Source organism: Xanthomonas campestris pv. asclepiadis, assembly GCF_020784175.1.
Classification (GTDB): Bacteria; Pseudomonadota; Gammaproteobacteria; order Xanthomonadales; family Xanthomonadaceae; genus Xanthomonas; species Xanthomonas campestris_D.
In genome coordinates, this window is sequence record NZ_JAJGQM010000067.1 from 1 (window position 1) to 20,781 (window position 20,781).

Genomic DNA, 20,781 nt, shown 5'->3' on the forward strand with positions numbered 1-20,781 from the left:
CGTGAATCCGTCCGTGGAGGCTCGGTGGCGGCATCCATGCCGCCACACGGTCCCGCAATCGGCGAGGACACCGCACCTGGAAGTTTCAAGGTTGCTTCATTGAAAGCCTGCTGATTGCTCGGCTTGTCTTGGGCAACTGAGTGGGCGCGCTATCAAACAACGCGCGTCATACTTTGCTTCCACCCGCAAACCGACCATCTTCGATGGTGGGCGGGCAAGGGCCCTGCAGCAAAGTCGCAGATCATCGGCGCTACAGCTGATCTACAAGGCCGTCTATCAGTTGCTCTATCTGCGGCCACTGATCGGTGGCCGCAGTCGTCGCGTTAAGTCCGCAGCACCGCGTCAGCCGTTGGAGATCTCGGGAAGCGGCTCGGCACACTGCCGGCAGTAGCGCGCATCCGGCGCATGGCCTTCCAGCCCGCAACGTGGACAATTGCGGGTATCGCGCTTGCCGGCATGGCCGCCTTCGCGCAGCGTGCTGGCCAGTTCGGCGGTGTAGATGCCGGTGGGCACGGCGATGATGCTGTAGCCGATCAGGATCAGGGCCGAGGTGAGGAAACGGCCCAGCGTGGTCTGCGGCACCAGGTCGCCAAAGCCCACCGTGGCCATGGTCACGATGGCCCAGTACATGCTGGTCGGGATACTGGTGAACCCGTGTTGCGGGCCTTCGATCACATACATCGTGGCGCCGGCGATCACGGTGATGGTGAGCACGCTGAACAGGAACACCAGCACCTTGCGCCGGCTGCGCCAGAGCGCGTCCACCAGTTGCCCGCTTTCTTCGACGTAGCGGGTGAGCTTGAGGATGCGGAACAGGCGCAGGATGCGCAGCACGCGTACCACCAGCAGCGTCTGCGCACCCGGCACGAAGAACGACAGATAGCTGGGCAGGATCGACAGCAGATCGATCACGCCCCACACGCTGAGCGCGTAATGCAGCGGGCGCCGCACCACCGCCAGGCGCAACGCGTATTCGACCGTGAACAGGACCGTGAACGCCCATTCCAGCGGCACCAGCCAGTGCGCCGAATGCGAATGGATGCGCGGCACGCTGTCGATCATGATCACCACCACACTGGTGAGGATGGCCACCACCAGCATCAGATCGAAATTGCGCGATGGACGGGTGTCGTGCCGGTAGATGATGTCGAACCATTGCCGGCGCCAGCCGTGGTCGGTGGCGGGAGTGAGCTGGGGATCGGAGAAGGGGCGCATCCGCGCATTGTGCCGCAGGCCGGCGAATGCGCGAGAATGCGCGTTCTCCTCCGCTTCCGCGACCCACCATCATGAGCACCGCTGCCGATTCGCCCCTGTCCCTCGCGCATTACTACCTGCCGGTGTACCGCCCGCGCCAGGTGGTGCTGGAGCGTGGGCAGGGCAGTCGCGTGTGGGACGACCAGGGCCGCGAGTATGTGGATCTGTCCGCCGGCATCGCGGTCAACGGGCTGGGCCACAACGATCCGGATCTGACGGCCGCGCTGACCGAACAGGCCGGCAAGCTGTGGCACACCAGCAATGTGTTCTTCAGCGCACCACCGCTGAAGCTGGCCGAAGAGCTGGTCACCGCCTCGCGCTTTGCGCACAAGGTGTTCCTGTGCAATTCGGGTACCGAGGCCAACGAAGCGGCGATCAAGCTGGTGCGCAAGTGGGCCAGCAGTCAGGGCCGCCCGGCCGACAAGCGCGTGATCGTGACCTTCCGCGGCAGCTTCCACGGGCGCACCCTGGCCGCGGTCACTGCGACCGCGCAGCCCAAGTACCAGGCAGGCTACGAGCCGCTGCCCGGCGGGTTTCGCTATGTGGACTTCAACGACGTGGCGGCGCTGGAGGCGGCCATGGCGTCGGGCGATGTGGCTGCGGTGATGGTCGAGCCGATCCAGGGCGAGGGCGGGGTGATGCCGGCCGCGCCGGGATTCCTGCGCCGCGTGCGCGCGCTGTGCGATGAGCACGATGCGCTGCTGGTGCTGGACGAGATCCAGTGCGGCATGGGCCGTACCGGCACGCTGTTCGCGCATTGGCAGGAGCAGGTGACGCCGGACATCGTGACGCTGGCCAAGGCGCTGGGTGGCGGCTTCCCGATCGGCGCAATGCTGGCCGGCCCGAAGGTGGCCGAGATCATGCAGTTCGGCGCACACGGCACCACCTTCGGCGGCAATCCGCTGGCCGCGGCGGTGGCGCGCGTGGCGCTGCGCAAGCTGGCTTCGCCGCAGATCGCCGAGAATGTAGCGCGTCAGTCGGCGGCGCTGCGCGCCGGCCTGGAAGCGCTCAACGCCGAGTTCGGCCTGTTCGTACAGATCCGCGGACGCGGCCTGATGCTGGGCGCGGTGCTGGCGCCGGCGCATGCCGGGCAGGCCGGCGCGATCCTGGATTTCGCCGCCAGCCATGGCTTGTTGCTGTTGCAGGCGGGGCCGGATGTATTGCGCTTTGTGCCGGCGCTCAATCTGACCGATGCCGAGCTGGCCGATGGCCTGGCGCGTCTGCGGCTGGCCGTTGCCGAATACGCCGTGCAGAAGTGATCGACCTCTGCGCTTCCTTGCGCCATCGCGGCCGGCGCTGTGCGGGTGAGCGGGTGGGGTAAGACGCGCAGGTCGTCGTGTTTCCCGATCTGTGCCAGGCCCTGTCAGGAAACGTGCTGTTGCCGCCGCACGTACCTGCGCGGCAGTTGCAGGATCTGCATGAAGACAGCGCTGCGTAGCTGATGCGGATTGCGTATCGCGCGATGTGTTCTCTTGCAGTTGTGATTGGGTAACGGCGGGGGCATGGAGGTTTGAGTTTTATCGCTCTACCGTACCCTCACCCCAACCCTCTCCCGACGGGAGAGGGGCTCGCTTCTGCGTTCGTCATTAACCGGACGCGGACTCAAAGCACCAACGCTTCATCTGGTTGCTCACGCCAACGCACTCAATGCTGCGAGCAGCTTCTCATGTGCGCTTGAGGGTGATCAGCGTTTCGCGATGCTCAACGATTCCCGATTCCCGATTCCCGATTCCCCAATCCCCAATCCCCAATCCCGGCCCCTTACCCCAGCCCATACCGCTTCAACACCCGCCGCAAGCCGCGCGCATCGCGCACCGTGTCGGCATGCAGGCCGGCGGCACGGGCGCCGCGGACGTTGACGAACAGATCGTCGACAAACAACGTGTGTGAGGCGGCCGCATCGAGCTGTGCGAGCGCGCGCTGATACACCTGCACATCGGGCTTGCGGCCCCCCAGTGCGCCGCTGCACAGCACGCGGCCCTGCAATAGCGGAAACAGCGACGGCACGATCCGCTCAATCGCTTCCACCATCAACGGCCCGTTGTTGGTGAGCACCGCCACCGCGGTGGTTGCCGCCACCGCCAGCACCTGCGTCAGCACCGCCGGGTCGGCGCGGCATGCCGCCACGCGTGCGTCGATCCAGGTGGCGCGATCGATCGCGCAGCCAAGGCCCTCGCCGAGCTGCGCCAGATAGGCCGGCGTGTCGATCACCCCGGCGTCGTAGGCGCGCTCCAGGCCCTGCTCGAACAACACCTGTTGCACACGTTGCGGCGTGCACGCCGCCGCATTGGCAAGCGCCGCCACACGGCGCGGCCGCGCGTAGCTGGCCAGCACGCCGTCGAAATCGAGCAGTAACAGGGACGGTGCTGCAGGCGGCATGGGCGGACTCGGGATGTGGCGGTGCAGCGTTGTCGATTCGCCGCGGCATGGCAAGCGTGCAAGACCTGGTATGTCCGAATGCCCGCAGGTGGGTGGGGATGGTACCTATTCAGATCGTTGAATTCGGCAGCAACCTACCCACCCGCACTGCCCCTACCCTCCGCGCGGCGCGTGCGGCGGAACTGTGCTGGGTATGGTCGATGCATGCCGCATCCGCGGTGTCAGCCGGTCTTGGGGAGCGGGCCCGGTCACTCAGCACGTCACACCATCCAGGGGGTCGATTGCATGCGCAAGCGCTTGAACACCGATCAACTGGCGGCGTCGGTCGCCGCCATTCTCACCACCGCCACGCGTGGCCGCACGCTGGCTTCGATGACCTTGGTGCTGGCTGGCGCACACAGCCTGCCGGTCCTGGCACAGGAAGCGCGCACGCTGGACGCGGTCAGCGTGGTCGGCACCGGTTCCACGCGCACCACTGCGTCCATCTCCGCCGCCGAAATCCAGGCACAGGTGCCCGGCGTGGCACCGCAGCAATTACTGGCGAGCCTGCCCGGCGTCAATGTGCAGACCACCGATCCGTTCGGGCTGTACGAGTTCGGCGACTCGATGACCATCCGCGGCTTTTCCGCCAACCAGATCGGCGTGACCCTGGACGGCATCCCGATCGAAACCTTCGACACCCGCGAAGGCGGCCCGATCACCCGCTACGTGTCCAGCGAGAACCTGCTCGACGTCACCGTGTCGGCCGGTTCCGGCGATGTCACCCAGCCTTCGTACCACGCACTCGGCGGTGCGATCCGCTACACCAGCCTGCCCCCGAAGGGCGGCGACAGCTGGAGCGGCAACCTCACCCAGACCATCGGCTCGGACGATCTGGTGCGCAGCTTCGTGCGCCTGGATACGCCGGATTGGTGGGAAGGCGGCCCCAGCGCGTACCTGTCTGCCTCGCGCACGCAGGGCGGGGTGTGGGACATGGAGCCGGCCACGCAGAAGAGCGATCACTTCGAAGCCAAGATCCGCCAGGCCTGGGACGTGGGCAGCCTGACCCTTGGCTGGATCTACAACAACCGCAAGGACTACGACGTGCAGTCGTACAACTCCGACGGCTCGGTGTCGTGGGATCTGCACGAACGCATCACCGGCAATCCGGAAGTGGATGCCGAGCATTACAGCGAATGGCAGAACGGCCGCCGCGATTCGCTGCTCAGCCTGCACGGCGATTTCCTGTTCAACGATGCGATCGGTGTCACCTTCACCGGCTACTACGAAAACAAGCATGGTTACGGCGTCGGCGGTACACCGCCGAGCACGGCCACCGGCCTGTACAACGACGCCATCGCCGGCACGCCGGGGCGCACCGACATCGCCATCAACGACCCGCAGATCGTCGATGCCAACGGCAATGTCACCCGCGTCGGTGCGATGACGCGGCGCGAGGAAATCATGGGCGGCGATCGCTACGGCGTGACCACTGCGGTGTCATGGGAGACCGAGCACAACAAGCTCGAAGTCGGTGCGTGGTACGAGAACTACGACTTCGATCAGGTGCGTCCGCTGTACAACCTGGACCCGGCCACCGGCGCACTGCTGAAAGGCTCGCTGCCGATCGTCATCTATTACGACAATCACTTCTCCACCGAGGTGAAGCAGCTCTACATCAAGGACACGCTGCGCCTGCTCGACGACCGGCTCACCATGGAATTCGGCGCCAAGGGGCTGGATGTCAAACGCGACTACAACGGCATCGCCAATCTCGATGACTTCAATGTCGGCGTGCGCCGCGATGTCACCATCAAGAACAGCGATTGGTTCCAGCCGCAGGTCGGCGCCAGCTTCCAGCTTGCCGAGGGCGTGCAGGTATTCGCCAACTACGCGGAGAACTTCAGCTCGGCGCCGCGGCTGGCCCTGACCTCGGGTGCATTCAATCCGGATATCGCGCCGGAGGAATCCACCAATATCGATATCGGCATCCGCGCCGAATCCAGCCAGTGGAGCGGCTACATCGCCGCCTACAAGATCGATTACGAGAACCGCATCATTGCGCTGACCGACCCGGATCCGCTGGTGGTTGCGCCCACCGTCTACGCCAACGTCGGCGATGTGCAGACCTATGGCGCGGAAGTGTCCGGCATGTGGAAGCCGGCACCCGGCTGGCGGCTGGGCGCGTCGCTGACCTGGAACAAGTCCGAGTTCCAGGACAACTATTTCGGCCCGGTCAGCGGCAACCTGGTGCAGGTGGAAGGCAACGAAGTGCCGGACTCGCCCAAGGTGATGTTCAGCCTCAACGGCGGCTGGGAAGGCGAGCATTTCTTCGCCAACCTCGACACCAAATACACCGGCAAGCGCTACGGCGACACGCTCAATACCGACCAGGTCGATGCCACCTTCATCGTCAACGGCAGCGTCGGCTATCCGGGCGAGGATGCGGGGTTTCTGGCTGGTGGGCGGCTGCAGTTGTCGGTCTACAACCTGTTCGACAAGGACGATGCGATCGGCGCGGTGTTCCCGAACGAAAGTTCCGGCTCGTACCAGTTGATCGCCCCGCGCCAGCTGTTCGCCAGTCTGTCCTACAAGTTCTGAGGGGGTGATGCGGCCGGCAGCATTGCCGGCCGCGTCATGCGTTTTCGTCGGTCGCACTTGATCCATGACATGCAAGGACTACGCGTTGATGCAAGGCAATCACTCTGGGGCGATGACGCGGCGGCAACTGCTGGCGCGCATCGGCATGACCGCTGGCGGCGCGATGATGTATCAGGCGATGAGCAGCCTGGGCATGGCGGCCGAATCCGATTTCAAGGGACCGCTGCAGCTGGATGGCGACCCGAAGGGCGCCTCGGTGCTGATTCTGGGGGCCGGGCTGGCCGGCATGGCGGCGGCCTTCGAACTGCGCAAGGCGGGGTACCGCGTGCAGTTGCTGGAATACAACGACCGCCCCGGTGGGCGTAACTGGACGCTGCGCGGCGGCGACCGTTACACCGAACTCGGCGGGGCGATGCAGCATTGCCAGTTCGACGACGGGCTGTACCTCAATCCGGGGCCGTGGCGCATTCCGCATCACCACAAGGCGGTGCTGAGTTACTGCAAGCAATTCGGTGTGGCCCTGGAGGCATTCAACCAGGTCAACTACAACGCGCTGTTGCACAGCCAGCAAGGCTTTGGCGGCAAACCGCAGCGCTTTCGCGCCATCGATGCCGATTACAAGGGCCACGTGTCCGAGTTGCTGGCCAAGTGCACACAGCAGCAGGCGCTGGACACCACCGTGAGCCGCGAAGACCAGGAGGTGTTGCTGGAATCCCTGCGCACCTGGGGCGCGCTCGACCACAAGTTCGGCTACGTCAAGGGCAAGGACAGCAGCGAGCGGCGCGGTTTTGCGCGTTATCCCGGCGGCGGCCTGTCGGGCAAGCCGGAGTTTTCCGATCCTTTCAGCGTGCAGGACGTGTTGCGCTCGCGCCTGTGGACCACGCTGGCAGCCGGCAACAACTACGAAATGCAGACCACCATGTTCCAGCCGGTGGGCGGCATGGACCAGATCGGCAAGGCGTTCGCGGGCCGGCTCGGCGATGCGATCACCTACAACGCCAAGGTCACCAGGATCGATCAGGACGGCAACGGCGTGCGCGTCTCCTGGCAGGATGCCGCGCACGGCGGCGAAGAACGCATTGCCAGTGCTGACTGGTGCATCTGCACGATTCCATTGTCGGTGCTCAGCCGCATTCCGGTCACCGCCAGCGAGGCGATGACCACCGCGATCGGCCAGGTGCCGTATGCGGCATCGGTGAAAGTGGGTCTGCAATTCAAGCGCCGCTTCTGGGAAGAAGACGAAGCCATCTACGGCGGCATCAGCTACACCGATCTGCCGATTACCTTGATCAGCTATCCCAGCACCAACTATCACAGCCCCGGCAAGGGCGTGCTGCTCGGTGCCTATGTGTGGGGATTGGACGCCTACCAGTTCACCTCGATGTCCCCGGAGCAGCGCGTGCGCAAGGCGGTCGAATACGGCACACAACTGCATCCGCAGTATCCGCGCGAGTTCGAGAACGGCATTTCGGTCGGCTGGCACCGCGTGCCGTTCACGCACGGCTGTTTCGGCATGTGGAGCGAGCAGGCGCGTGCCGAACACTACACGCCGCTGTGCCAGATCGACGGGCGCCTGGCGCTGGCCGGTGAACACGTCTCCTATATCCCGGCCTGGCAGGAAGGCGCGATCCTGTCCGCGCACGATGTCGTGGGCCGTCTGCATCGCAAAGTGCTGGCCGGAGGAGGTCGCGCATGAGCCTGTTATCACGAGTGGCCGCTGCCACGTTTGTCGTTGCAATCGCTGCGTTGCTGGTGCCGCCGGGCGCGTACGACGCGCGGGCGCAGAGTTCCGATGCCACCCAGCTGTTCCCGCAACAGGGCTTTGCCAAGGCATCCGGCCAGGATGTCTACCAGGCGATCTGCCAGGGCTGCCACATGCCGGCCGGGCACGGTGCGCAAGGTGCCGGCGAATACCCCGCGCTTGCCGGCAATCCCAAGCTGGCCGCCGGTCCCTACGTCACCATGATGGTGCTCGACGGCCACGCCGGCATGCCCGGCTTTGGCGAGATGCTCAATGACCGCCAGGTGGCCGAGGTGGTGAGTTATGTGCGCACGCACTTCGGCAACGATCACGCCGAGCGCGTCACCGTCGACGACGTCAAATTGCTGCGCCACTGATTCTCTCTTTCTTTCTCATGCAAGGAGTTGCCATGTCCCGTCCAGTGACTGCCGTTCTCACCGCCGCCCTGCTGTGGTCCGCAGGCCTCGCCGCTGCGCATGCGGCAGACGTGGTCCGCCACAAGATTCCCAACAGCGATTTCCCCATCGCCGCCGCTGTGGAGATTCCGGCCGGCAAGGCCACCGTCTATGTCAGCGGCAAGGTACCGGCAGTGGTGGATGCCAGTGCGCCGAAGGATGCGGCTGCCGCCTATGGCGATACCAAGGCGCAGACGGTGAGCGTGTTGAACCAGATCAAGCAGCAACTCGCTGCGCTCGGCTTGGGGATGGGCGATGTGGTGAAGATGCAGGTGTTTCTGGTCGGCGATCCGGCCATGGGCGGCAAGATGGATTTCAACGGTTTTATGGAGGGTTACCGCCAGTTCTTCGGCACCAAGGAGCAACCCAATCTGCCGGCGCGCTCGGCATTCCAGATCGCCGCGCTCGGCAATCCGCTGTATCGGGTGGAAATCGAAGTGGTCGCCGTTCGTCCTTGAATCCGTGCTGTCGTCCTGCTGGAGGTTGTCATGAAAACTGCTCTTTCGCGCCGCATGTTTCTCCGCGACTCCGCGCTGTTTGCCGGCGCTGCCGGTGCCAGTGCGCTGCCGCTGCTGGCCAGCGCGGCCGAACGCTCCGCCGCCATCGCGCCGACACCAGCGATGGCGCTGTCGCCGGTGATGATCGGCTCCAACGAATTCCCGGATGGCCCATCGGCGGCCGCGGTCAAGGCTATCGCGCAGATCGCACCGCAAGGTGGGCGCTACCTGCGCGATGTGCAGATGGAACTGATGGATACCCTGGCCGCCGAGCTCAAGCTGCCGGTCAATCACCTGATGGCCTACGCCGGTTCCACCGAGCCGCTGGACTACACGATGCTGGCGTTCACCTCGCCCAGCGCCGCGCTCGTCACCGCCGATCCCACCTACGAATCAGGTTGGCGCGCCGCCACCCGCAATGGCGCAAAACTGATCAAGGTGCCGTTGCGCAAGGACTTCTCGCACGATGTACAGGCGATGTGCGCCGCCGACGCCAGCCCGGGCGTGATTTACATCTGCAATCCCAACAACCCCACCGGTTCGGTCACTGCACGCAAGGATCTGGACTATGCACTGGCACACAAGCCCAAGGGCAGCGTGCTGGTGGTGGACGAGGCCTATATCCACTTTGCGCAGAGCACCAGCAGCGTGGTCGACATGGTCGCCGCGGGCGAGGACGTGGTGGTGCTGCGCACCTTCTCCAAACTCTATGGCATGGCCGGCATCCGCCTGGGCTACGCGGCCGCACGCCCGGACCTGTTGGCCAAGCTGATGTTCTACAGCGTCAACAGCCTGCCGGTGACCGCCGCCGCCGCAGGCCTGGCCAGCCTGCGCGATCCCGCACTGGTACCGCAGCGGCGCGCACGCACCGCGGCCACACGCAAGGACGTGATGGCGTTTCTCGCCAGGCAGGGCTACGCCTGCACCGCCTCGGAGAGCAACTGCTTCATGGTTGACGTCAAGCGCCCGGCCGCCGGCTTCAAGGACGACATGGCCACCCATGGCGTGTTCATCGGGCGTAGCTGGCCGGTGTGGCCGACCTGGTCGCGCATCACCGTCGGTACCGACGCGGAGATGGCGCGCTTCAAGCAGGCCTTCGTGCAGGTGATCGCCGGCAAGCGCGGCCCGTTGCCGCTGCCGGAGGCCACGGCCGCTGTGCATGATCCGATGGATGCTTTTTTCCGTTACGCATGAGGCGTTACTCTGGCACCACCGGCGCATGCAGATGCGCCGGCGTGACCAGGCGCGCTGGGCGTCGCGCATCCCTTAACGCAGGAGTGTTCCTTTGAACGTGTTTTCGACAGTTGCCGTGATTGGATTGGTGCTGCTGGCGCCTTCGGCATGGGCGCGTACCTGCGCCGTCACCATCACCGGCAACGATCAGATGAAGTTTGACCAGAGCGCGATCAAGCTGGCGCCCGACTGCACGCAGGTGGACCTCACGCTCAAGCACTCCGGCAAGATGGCGGCCACGGTGATGGGCCACAACTGGGTGCTGACCAAATCCGCCGACTTTCAGGCAGTGGCCAATGCCGGCATACGCTCCACCATTGCCGACAGCTATCTGCCCAAGGCCGACGCGCGCGTGATCGCACACACCAAGGTCATCGGCGGCGGCGACAGCACCACCGTGAGCTTTCCCACCAGCAAGTTGAGCAAGGGCGGAGATTACACCTTCTTCTGCTCGTTCCCCGGCCACTGGGCGATGATGAAGGGCACGCTGAGTTTTGGTTGAGCTGTCACATGCTGCAGGTATGCGTGGCCGCGGCAGGAGTGAAGTGTGAGGGAGCTGACGCGCGGTTGCGTCGCGTGCTCCAGGGCGATCGCGACCGGAGTAGGCGGCAGCCAACCAGCATCGTGGACGCTGCTTCTAGTTTCGGCGTTGGCGCATCAGCGTCTTTCGCCGAACGCTATGTAGTCTGCGTTTTTAACGTGCTTTCCCGGTCAATCGGTTGGTCTACTCGTAGCTTGGCAAGGCGATGGCATTGGCGTCTCGCGCAAAATGGTTGTTGATGAACGACCTGAGTGCGGGCCGGCTTGCCAGGCGGATGGCGTTGCGCAGCACTGCCAGGCCGAAGCGGGTATGCGGCCACAGCAGGCGCGGGACCAGCTTGGGAATGTTCTGTCCCTGTTTGACGAAGGGACGCATGATGCGTTCGTAGTTCGCGAAGGCGGTTGCCGGCGTGTCCGACCTGGCAAGCTCTCCGGCAAGGACGTAAGCACCCACGACCGCAAGTGTGGTGCCGATGCCGGATAGTGCGGTCGGGCACCACGCCGCATCGCCGGTCAGGACCACTCGGCCGTTGGACCAGCGGGCCATGCGTACCTGGCGCAGCACATCGAAGTAGAAGTCGTCGACCTCCTTCATCGCATCCAGGATGCGCGGAAACTCCCAGCCTAGCGCGGAGAACTGCGTGTGAATGAAAGCGCGCTGTTGCGCCTCGCTCCACCTGTTCTCGTGACTGGGCCGTTTCTGGATGCCGAGATAGACCCCCAACTTGCCGTCGCGTGCGGGTTTCACCACCGCCCCCCGGCCGCCCAGCGTGTTGTATTGCCGCGCATAGGCGCCGTCGCTGGCGATCTGCGGAATGCTGAAATAGGCAATCGTCAGGTCCATCCAGTGCGGCCGGTTCTCTGCGGGGAAAACCAGCTCCCTGGTGTGCGAGCCAACACCTTCGGCGATCACCACAAGCGCATAGGTTTCCTGGTGACCGCCGGCAAAGATGACCTGCACGCCCCCATCGCGCTGATCGACGCCTGCAATGCTGTCGCCGAAGCGAAATCGCACTCCTTGCGCTGCTGCGGCCTCGTAGATGATCCGGGCAATGTCGCCGCGACGGATTTCCATCTCCGCGGTCGGGCCGCCATCGGTGTCGGAGTGCGCCGCTTCGAAGCGGCCGACAACGTGATTGTCTTCGGTGACCCAATCGGTGCCGCGCTCGCGGGTGCTGCGTTCGAGCATCAGCGCTTCCAGGCCCATCCGACGCAGCACCTCTCGCGCAGTGCCGCGCACGTCCACGTTTTGTCCGCCGTCGCGAAACGCCGGTGCGCGCTCCACGACTTCAACATCGCGGCCATACCTGGCAAGCCACCAGGCAGTGGTGGTGCCGGCGATGCTGGCGCCAGTGACAAGAATGCGACCGGGCATGATGCGACCTCCAAGAAAAAATACATCATACATGATGTATTTTTTCTTGGAGGAAGCCAGCACTGGCGGTCAGTCCGCTGCCGTCTCCGAGCCGCCCGGTGGATGCGCCGCGCGCAGCAACCCACGCTGCAAGGCCTGCGCCAGCGCGCTCTCGCGGCTACGTGCATCCAGCTTGCGATAGAGGTTCTTCAGGTGGAACTTGACCGTGTTTTCCGAGAGGTGCAAACAACGTGCGATCTGTTTGTTGGAATACCCACGTGCCAGTTGCGCGAGTACTTCCAGCTCGCGTTCGCTGAAGATGTCGCCGGCCGGGTCCTCGTCGCCGCTGAGGCGTTCGAGCAGGGCCTGGATGGTGAGTGCGCGTGTGGTGCCGCCGACGGTCTGCGGGTCGTGCTGACGCAGCGAGCGCAGCATCGCCTTGGCCGGCAGTCCGAGTTCGACGATCGCCTGCCAGCTTTGCGTCAGTGCTACATGATCGAGCGCGCTGTACAGGTGCGGCAGCGCTGCGGCCAGTTCGCCACGCTGCTGAAGCACCAGGGCGATGCGCGCGCGGGTGCGCGCGAGGTGGCACAGGTTGTCGTTGGCCAGACAGGCCTGTTCGATCTGGCCCAGGATGGTCAGCGCGGCGCTGCTGCGTCCGGCCAGCCGATGCCAGCGTGCCAGCGCAAAGCCCATCGCCGCGCGATCGCGCCAGCGGTGGGGCGATCGCAGCGTATGCGCCAATCCGGATTCGCCGCCAGTGCGTGCGATCAGCACATCGATGGCGGCATTGCCCGGATGCTCCAGCAACAGCATCAAACGCCATGCTGCAGCCAGTTCCGAAAGGCGCGTCAGCTTGCGCCCGTGCGCGATCTGCTCGACGTGTTCGAGCAGCGCCAAGGCACTACGCCCGCTGTGGTCGCGCACACGCTCCAATCCCAGCGCGGTGTCGTAGGCGGCGGCCAGCACGTCCATGCCGCCGTCGTGCTGTTCCAGCAATTCCAGTGCCGGATGCAGCAGGTCGGCCGCATCGTCGTGGTGGCCGCGTTCGTAATGCAGTTGTGCGAGCAGGCACTGGCCGGCGGCCTCCAGCACGCGATCCAGCTGCGGGGAGCGGGCGCACCAGTTCAGGGCCTGCCGGTAACAGGCTTCGGCGTCACCGAGCTGTCCGCGATAGAAAAAACTCTGCCCCAGCGCCAGCAGCGCCTGGCCCGCGCCTGGTTCGCTGCCGCCGCGCTGCATCGCATCGCGTGCGTTCAGGGCGTAGCGCTCGGCGGTTGCAAAGGCACCCTGCGCAATGGCAGTGGTGGCACAGATGCACAGCAGCATGCCGCGGCCCAGGTGGTCGTCCTCGTCCAGCGCAGAGGCTTGCGCTGCGATCTGGGTCAGGCCATGCGGATTGCCGCAGATCTCGTCGAGGCGATCGCGCAACAGCGCCACCACCACCGTGTAGTCGCGTTGCAAGGGCTCGCGCAGTGCAGCGGGGAAGTCACGGAAGCGTTCCAGCAGCAGGCGCGCATGGCTGAACTCGCCGAGCTTTGCGTGCAGATGCGCCTGGGTGAGATTCAGCGCTGGGGTATCGCGGATGGTGCGGTGTTCGAAATGCCGCAGCAGTGCGCGCACCGCGTGCGTGCCGTGGGTCAACAGCAATTGCCAGGTGCCGGCGCGCGCGATGTAGCTGGCGGCCAGGTCGCCGCACTCGGCGCGCGATGCATGCCGCACCGCTTCGGCCAGGTGCCGATGATCGCCAAACCAGCGTGCGGCCCGTTGATGCAGTTGCGTGGCCTGGCCGGGATGCTCGCGATCGAGCAACTGCTGCAGGAAGTCGGCAAATAAAGGGTGATAGCGGAACCACTCGCGCTCGCCATCCATGGGCACCAGCAGGCCGTGGAAGTGTTCCAGCCGCGCCAGCAGCCGGCCGCTGTCGTCGCGCTGACGCACCGCATCGGCCAGCGCTGCGTTGACGCGCTCCAGGGGGCTGGTCCGCAACAGAAGATCGCGCGTGTCGGCATCCAGGTCGTTGACCACCTGTTCGGCCAGATACGCGGCAATCTGCGCGCTGCGGCCGGAGAAACGCGCGACCACCTCCTGTTGACGCTGCGCGCCGCCCTCCAGCCACAAGCGCGCCAGATGCAGCGCCACCGGCCAGCCTTCGGTATAGCGCAGCAATTCGTCCACGACCGGCGCCGGCACCTGGGGGCCCAGCAATGCCTGCGCTTCGGGCTCATCCAGCGCCAGCTGCGCACTGCCGAGACGGCTGAGCTGCGCCTGCAGGTCCAGTCGCGCCAGCGGCAGTGCCGGCACGCGCCGGGTGGCCAGCAACAGGTGCAGATGTCCGCCGCCGTGTTCGACCAGGCGCAGCACCAGCTCGTCGACGATGCCGCTGCCGAGCCGATCGTAATCGTCGAGGATCACGCTGATGCGCCGGGGCGCCGTGCGTAGCGCGCGGAGCAGCACCGTCACCGCGTCGCGCGGATCCTGGTCGCGGTTGTGCAGCACCGCCGCGCACAGTGCCGGATCGGCGCCTGCGTGCTGGAGCGCCAATGCCAGGTGGCCAAGGAAGCGCGTGGCATCGGTGTCCTCTTCGTCCAGCGACAGCCAGGCCACGGCGTGGTCGCGCGCGCGCAGCTGCGCATGCCACTGCGCCAGCAGCGTGGTCTTGCCGAATCCGGGCGGTGCCAGCAGCAGGGTGAGCGGCCGGGATTGCGCCTGATCCAGCGCCGCCAGCAAGGCGCTGCGCACCACCGCACCGGGACGCGGCAACGGCGGCTCCAGCTTGCTGGCGAGCAGCCAATCGGGAAGAGCGGAATCGCGCGACGGTGAGGGGCGCGGTGTGAGCAACGCAACAGGCTTGAGCATGAGGCGAGGGCGGCCCTGGCAAGCGTCGGCAGCGCGCCGGCTCGACACGCTGCAGATCGTGATGAAACAGCGGCGATGCGGATGGCGTCACCGTGACCGGCGACAACGTCCCATCGGCTGCTTCGAGGGTCCCCACCCATGCCCGTCCATGGACACCTTTCAGAAAGGTATGACAGCCACAAGACAAAAGCAAAGCTTGCTGCTGTGCCGCCGCCTGAATGGCGCAAGTGATGGCGCAGGGTGCGCGCCAGCGCCAGGTAACAGCCGAGTCCATCCGGAAGCCATGGAGCCGGACGCAACGCCGGCGCCGCGCCTGTTCAGCGTCGGCGCGGGCCCGAGATACACGTCAGGCATCGCCGATGCCGCGAGCCTTGCGGCCAGCGCCATCGGCGACCATCGCAAGGCACGCGATCACGCCTCGCTTTCAACGCAACACGAGGTCAGCGTGCCCGACCCAGCATGCAGGCAACGCTACATCTGAAGACGCCTCAATGCGCCACTTCCGCGAACGCCTGGCGCGCGGCGGCCAGCGTGGCGTCGATCACCTCCGCGTCATGCGCGCTGGACATGAAGCCTGCCTCGTACGCCGACGGCGCCAGATACACGCCCCGCTGCAGCATCGCGTGGAAGAAACGGTTGAAGGTGGTGATGTCGCAGGCGGTGGCTTGCGCGTAGCTCTCCACGATCTCGTCGGTGAAGAACAAGCCGAACATGCCGCCGACCTGATTGGTGGTGACGGCAATGCCGGCCGCGCGCGCGGCATCTTCCAGTCCCTCGCACAACACGCTGGTGGCCTCGCTCAGGCGGGCGTGGAAGCCCGGCTCCTGCACCAGCTCCAGCATCGCCAGGCCGGCCGCCATCGCCACCGGGTTACCCGACAAGGTGCCGGCCTGGTAGATCGGGCCGGCGGGAGCGATCTGCTCCATCAAGTCGCGCCGGCCACCGTACGCGCCCACCGGCATGCCGCCGCCGATGATCTTGCCGAAGGTGCTCAGGTCCGGGGTCACCCCGTAATGCGCCTGCGCGCCACCGAGCGCGACGCGGAAACCGGTCATCACCTCGTCGAAGATCAGCAGCGCGCCATGCCGCGTGCACAGGGTGCGCAGGTGCTGCAGATAACCGGCCTGCGGTGGAATGCAGTTGGCGTTACCGACCACCGGTTCGATGATCACCGCCGCCACGTCGGCGCCGATCTCGTCGAACATGGCGGTGGCGCCTTCGAAGTCGTTGAAGCTGAGGGTGGCGGTCAGCTCGCTCAGGCCGGACGGCACGCCTGGCGAGGTCGGCACGCCCAGGGTCAGCATGCCGCTGCCGGCCTTGACCAGGAACGAGTCACCGTGGCCGTGGTAACAGCCTTCGAACTTGATGATGCGATTGCGCCCGGTGGCGCCGCGCGCCAGGCGCACCGCCGACAGCGTGGCTTCGGTGCCGGAATTGACCATGCGCACCATCTCGCAGGATGGCACCAGCCGATGGATCGTCTCGGCCATGGTGACTTCGGCCGCACACGGCGCACCGAATGACAGGCCATCGCGGATCGCGCGCTCCACCGCTTCGCGTACCGCGGGGTGATTGTGGCCGGCAATCATCGGCCCCCACGAACCCACGTAGTCGATGTAGCGGTTGTCGTCCACGTCATACAGATACGGGCCATCGGCGCGTGCCACGAAGAACGGCTCGCCGCCGACCGACTTGAATGCACGCACCGGTGAGTTGACGCCGCCGGGCAGCAGCGTCTGCGCCTGGGCGAACAGGGCGTGGGAGCGGGTGTGGTTCATGCGCGCAGATCCTTGAGTGGTACCGATTGGGGGCGGCGCTGCCCGACTGCGGGCAACGCACCCGCCATTGTCAGGCTTGCGGCCCCTGTCCGCCTACCCACCAGGTGCCTGCCTACCCGTCGGAGCGCACGGGTAGGGCGATCCTGCTGCCTATGATCGAACGCAAGGGTATCGACGGTTTGGCATGAGCAAATGACCGGTGGTCATTGGTCTGCTGCGGCAGATGTTCAGAGAGTGTGATTCCGGTAGCCATTGGCGCCGTTCATTTTTGTCGCGTTGCCGACAGTTCCAGACTTGGGGAGAAAACATGAACCGTAGTATCCAGAAGCGTGCCTTGGCGTTGGCGCTGGTCGTGGCCATGGGGAGCGTCCAGGCGCAGTCCACCAGCGGCAGCATCGTCGGCAGCGTGGGACAGAGCAGCGGTACCAGCGTGCTGGTGGAAAACAACAGCGGTTTCAGCCGCGAAGTGCCGGTGGATGCACGCGGCCGGTACACCGCCGGCAATCTGCCGCTGGGCACCTACAAGGTCACGGTCAAGCGCGATGGCGCGGTGGTGGAAACCCGCGAAAACGTCGCGATCACCGTCGGCGCCAACACCGACGTCTCGTTCGCTGCCGCTTCGGGGAGCGGCATGCAGACCCTGGACAGCGTGACCGTCACCGCCGCAGGCCTGACCACCATCGACGTCAGCAGCGTGGACACCCGCACCGTGGTCACCGCCGAGCAGTTGCAGCAACTGCCGCTGGGCCGCACTGCCGAGGCAATCGCGCTGCTGGCACCGGGCGTGGTGGTCAACAGCGGCGGCTTCGACAATGGCCCGCTCGGTGGCTCACTGCCCAGCTTCGGCGGCTCGGCCGCCAGTGAAAACGCCTATTACCTCAACGGCTTCAACACCACCACCATCAGCAACAACCTGGGTGGTCTGACCCTGCCGTACGGCGCCATCGACCAGCAGGAAATCTTCACCGGCGGCTATGGCGCGCAGTACGGCCGCGCCAATGGCGGCGTGATCAACCAGATCGGCAAGCGCGGCACCAACGAGTGGAAGTTCGGCGCGGCGGTGATCTGGGAGCCGAACGGGCTCAAGGCCAACCAGCGCGATATCTACTGGCGCCCGGACAGCCAGGGCAGCACGGTCAACAATGCCGCCTACCGCTATGCACGCGCGGCCAACGGCCTGTATCAGCCGGCAAGCGAGGCCGAAGCCAACCAGACCACCTACAGCGCCTATGTGGGCGGGCCGATCATCCAGGACAAGCTGTTCTTCTTCCTGGCCGCCGAGCAGGTGGATTCGGACGGCGTACGCGTCGGCACCAATCGCGACACCGACAACGGCCGCACCGGCGGTCTCACCGATTACGACTACAAGCAGAAGCGCTGGTACGCCAAGGTGGACTGGAACATCACCGACAACCACCTGATCGAGGTGACCGGCGCCAGCGACGAGGCAGAGACCAATGGGTCGATCTACCGCTACGACTATGTCAATCGCCAGCGCGGCAGCTATTTCACCGACGAATCCACCTGGAAGACCGGCCCGACCTTGTTCACCGGCAAGTACACCGGCTACCTCAGCGACAACCTCACCGTGACTGCGCTGTACGGCAAGATGAAAACGCCCGACGAGCTGACGCCCTTCAACTACGACGCGGCCGGCGGCCCGGTCATCAACAGCGCCGCGCTGCAGAATCCGGCCTACACCGGCGGCACCCCGCGCATCGGCAATCAGCTGGTCACCTCGGTCAGTTCACCGGACCGCGAATACAAGAAAGACAATCAGCGCCTGAATCTGGAATGGCGCATCGGCCACCACACGCTCAACTTCGGTATCGACAACCAGAAGTCTGAAGGTATCGATGTGGGCTCGGTGCTGTCCGGCCCAGGCTTTGCGTGGACCTACGGCCAGACCAACGATCCCAATGGCCTGCTGACGGGCGGACTGGTCAGCCAGTCGGCCAACGAAGCCGGCGGCATCGGCGCGCCGAGCCCGGGCCTGGTCGATCCGGTCAACGGGTCCAGCGGCTATTACGTGGTGCGCAACATCAACACCAGCCTGTATTCCTACGAGGCCAAGCAACGCGCCTACTACATCGAAGACAAGTGGCAGGTCACCGACAACCTGCTGCTGAGTATCGGCCTGCGCAAGGACGAGTTCACCAACTACACCCCGTTCGGCGACCCCTACATCGAAGTGGATAATGCCTGGGCGCCGCGCCTTGGCTTCAGCTGGGACGTCAACGGCGATTCCAGCCTGAAGGTGTTCGGCAACGTCGGCCGTTATTACCTCGGCCTGCCGTTGTCGGCAGTGAGCCTGTTCACCCCGGCCACCACCACCGATACCTACTTCACCTACAGCGGCATCAACGCCGATGGCACGCCGGTTCTGGCGCAGCAGCTGGGTTCGGCCGTGTCTGCCAATTCGCGCTTCGGCCGCATCGCCGACGTGCGCACCGCGGTGGTCAAGGACATCGAAGGCGAGAACCAGGACGAAGTCATCCTCGGCTTCACCAAGCAGCTGGACACCGGCTGGGTACTGGGCGTGCGCGGCACGCATCGCCGCCTCAATGCCGGTATCGACGACCAGAACTACGACGTCTCCAACACTGCGTTGATCGCCGCCGCGGCCGCGCAGGGCGTGACCATCGACTTCTCGCAGGTTGCCGGTGCATCCCTGATCAATCCGGGCCAGACCAACACCTGGGGCGTGATCGGCACCGATGGCCAGTTCCATGAAGTGTCGGTGAGCCGCGAGGCGGCGGGTTTCCCGAAGTTCAAGCGCAATTACTCGGCGGTCGAATTCAACCTGGAACGTCCGTTCGACGGCAAGTGGTATGCCAAGGTCAACTACGTCTGGTCGCATAGCTACGGCACCACCGAAGGTCAGGTGCGTTCTGACCTGTGGCGCACCGGCGGCGCCTTGGGCAGCTACCAGGGCCAGGCCTCGGTCTCCACCACGCAGAGCTGGGATCATGCGGCGCTGATGGAGCACTTCAATGGCGATCAATCCAACGATCACCGCCATCAGCTCAAGTTGTTCGGCTTCTACCAGTTCACTCCGCAATGGGGGGCGTCTGCCAACTTCAGCCTGATCTCGGGCGCACCACACAATTGCCTGGGCAACTACTACGGCGACAACTACACCGGCACCGACCCGGCCGGCTACGGTGGCAGCGCGATCACCGGCGGTCCTTACCACTACTGCTACAACCCGGAGACCGGTACCGGCGTAGCATCGCCTCCCGGCTCGCAGGGGCGGCTGGGCTGGATCGCGCAGCTCGACATGGGCGTGACCTACAAGCCGGCATTCGCCGCCGGCAAGCTGGCGTTGCGTTTCGACGTGTTCAACATCACCAACGAGCAGACCGCAACCAACATCTATCCGTTCTCGCAGCTGCCCGACAACACCACCAACCCGCTCTGGGACCAGGTCGTGGCCTATCAGGCACCGCGCTCGGGCCGGGTGACATTGAGCTACGACTTCTAATCGCGCCAGGCGACAAGGTTGGTCCAGGCAGCGACGCGTGATAGCACGCGTCGCTGCCTTTGTCCGTACGTCACGTCGCCATTCGTATGCGCTGATGGAGGATTGGTCGCACGAATAGATTGGTTTTAGAGCTGTTGATCTGCAGCTTGGCTTTGGGTCCTTGCCCGCCCACCATCGCAGGACACGCCGCAAGTACGTCCTTGTAGGCTCTTACGCGGCATCCATGCCGCGTAAGGTCCCGCGACGGTGAGCGGGCAAGGACCTGTCGAGATGATCGGTGCGCATGGTAAGAGCAGTGCTGGATGCGCCTCGTTCGATCATGAAGCATCGGCTCCACGTCTGATGCACACCGTACGACAGACAGCTTTTCAGATGAGCGCCGACCAACTCTATGGTGCGGTGTCCTTGCCGGTTGCGGGACCGTGTGGCGGCATGGATGCCGCCACCGAGCCTCCACGGACGGATTCACGGCGTGTCCCGCGAGCGGTGAGGACGCCGCGCCCTCGACGCTGCGAGTTTGCTGCGCGGCCCTTGCCCGCCCACCATCGCAGGACACGCCGCAAGTACGTCCCTGTAGCAACTGTGTTGTTGGAGGGGGTTCTGACCGTTCTGGAAGCCGGGCACGGG

At 65.2% G+C, this 20,781-nt stretch carries 14 protein-coding genes; 9 read left to right on the top strand and 5 right to left on the bottom strand.

Annotated features, from left to right (window positions below; all coding sequences use genetic code 11):
- Positions 1–342: 342 nt before the first annotated feature.
- A complete protein-coding gene (locus LL972_RS20080) occupies positions 343–1,215 on the bottom strand; it encodes an ion transporter (RefSeq protein WP_228329089.1) in 873 nt (290 codons plus the stop codon).
- Positions 1,216–1,286: 71 nt separating this feature from the next.
- Between LL972_RS20080 and LL972_RS20085 the strand changes: the two genes are divergently transcribed.
- A complete protein-coding gene (locus LL972_RS20085) occupies positions 1,287–2,513 on the top strand; it encodes an acetylornithine transaminase (protein WP_228329090.1) in 1,227 nt (408 codons plus the stop codon).
- A gap of 502 nt (positions 2,514–3,015) precedes the next feature.
- Here the strand turns inward: LL972_RS20085 and LL972_RS20090 are convergent.
- On the bottom strand, positions 3,016–3,633 hold the full coding sequence (locus tag LL972_RS20090) for an HAD-IA family hydrolase (protein WP_228329091.1): 618 nt from the start codon (positions 3,631–3,633) through the stop codon (positions 3,016–3,018).
- Between the two features lie 297 nt (positions 3,634–3,930).
- Here LL972_RS20090 and LL972_RS20095 point away from each other — a divergent pair, with 297 nt between their 5' ends.
- The 6 genes from LL972_RS20095 (at position 3,931) to azu (ending at position 10,641) form a co-directional block, all read left to right on the top strand.
- Positions 3,931–6,213 carry a TonB-dependent receptor gene (locus LL972_RS20095; protein ID WP_228329100.1) on the top strand — a complete coding sequence of 761 codons (2,283 nt, stop codon included), beginning with the start codon at positions 3,931–3,933 and terminating at the stop codon, positions 6,211–6,213.
- Positions 6,214–6,301: 88 nt separating this feature from the next.
- A complete protein-coding gene (locus LL972_RS20100) occupies positions 6,302–7,909 on the top strand; it encodes a flavin monoamine oxidase family protein (protein WP_228329101.1) in 1,608 nt (535 codons plus the stop codon).
- A complete protein-coding gene (locus LL972_RS20105; RefSeq protein WP_228329092.1) occupies positions 7,906–8,331 on the top strand; it encodes a c-type cytochrome in 426 nt (141 codons plus the stop codon). Before LL972_RS20100 ends, LL972_RS20105 begins: the two co-directional genes overlap by 4 nt.
- A gap of 32 nt (positions 8,332–8,363) precedes the next feature.
- Complete coding sequence (locus tag LL972_RS20110; RefSeq protein ID WP_228329093.1) at positions 8,364–8,867, top strand: RidA family protein; 504 nt, start codon at positions 8,364–8,366, stop codon at positions 8,865–8,867.
- 30 nt (positions 8,868–8,897) lie between these two features.
- Complete coding sequence (locus LL972_RS20115) at positions 8,898–10,100, top strand: pyridoxal phosphate-dependent aminotransferase (RefSeq protein ID WP_228329094.1); 1,203 nt, start codon at positions 8,898–8,900, stop codon at positions 10,098–10,100.
- 91 nt (positions 10,101–10,191) lie between these two features.
- Complete coding sequence (azu, locus tag LL972_RS20120) at positions 10,192–10,641, top strand: azurin (RefSeq protein ID WP_228329095.1); 450 nt, start codon at positions 10,192–10,194, stop codon at positions 10,639–10,641.
- 222 nt (positions 10,642–10,863) lie between these two features.
- Here the strand turns inward: azu and LL972_RS20125 are convergent, their stop codons facing one another.
- Together LL972_RS20125 and LL972_RS20130 are read right to left on the bottom strand one after the other, a co-directional pair.
- Positions 10,864–12,054: an FAD-dependent monooxygenase gene (locus LL972_RS20125; protein ID WP_228329102.1), complete on the bottom strand. Its 1,191-nt coding sequence runs from the start codon at positions 12,052–12,054 to the stop codon at positions 10,864–10,866.
- Positions 12,055–12,123: 69 nt separating this feature from the next.
- Complete coding sequence (locus LL972_RS20130; RefSeq protein WP_228329096.1) at positions 12,124–14,892, bottom strand: LuxR C-terminal-related transcriptional regulator; 2,769 nt, start codon at positions 14,890–14,892, stop codon at positions 12,124–12,126.
- 148 nt (positions 14,893–15,040) lie between these two features.
- Between LL972_RS20130 and LL972_RS20135 the strand changes: the two genes are divergently transcribed.
- A complete protein-coding gene (locus LL972_RS20135) occupies positions 15,041–15,373 on the top strand; it encodes a hypothetical protein (RefSeq protein WP_228329097.1) in 333 nt (110 codons plus the stop codon).
- Positions 15,374–15,380: 7 nt separating this feature from the next.
- Here LL972_RS20135 and hemL read toward each other — a convergent pair whose 3' ends face one another.
- The gene (gene hemL / locus LL972_RS20140; protein WP_228329098.1) at positions 15,381–16,670 is read right to left on the bottom strand and encodes a glutamate-1-semialdehyde 2,1-aminomutase; all 1,290 of its coding nucleotides are present in this window, start codon (positions 16,668–16,670) and stop codon (positions 15,381–15,383) included.
- 307 nt (positions 16,671–16,977) lie between these two features.
- Here hemL and LL972_RS20145 point away from each other — a divergent pair, with 307 nt between their 5' ends.
- On the top strand, positions 16,978–20,154 hold the full coding sequence (locus LL972_RS20145) for a TonB-dependent receptor (protein ID WP_228329099.1): 3,177 nt from the start codon (positions 16,978–16,980) through the stop codon (positions 20,152–20,154).
- Positions 20,155–20,781 lie beyond the last annotated feature (627 nt).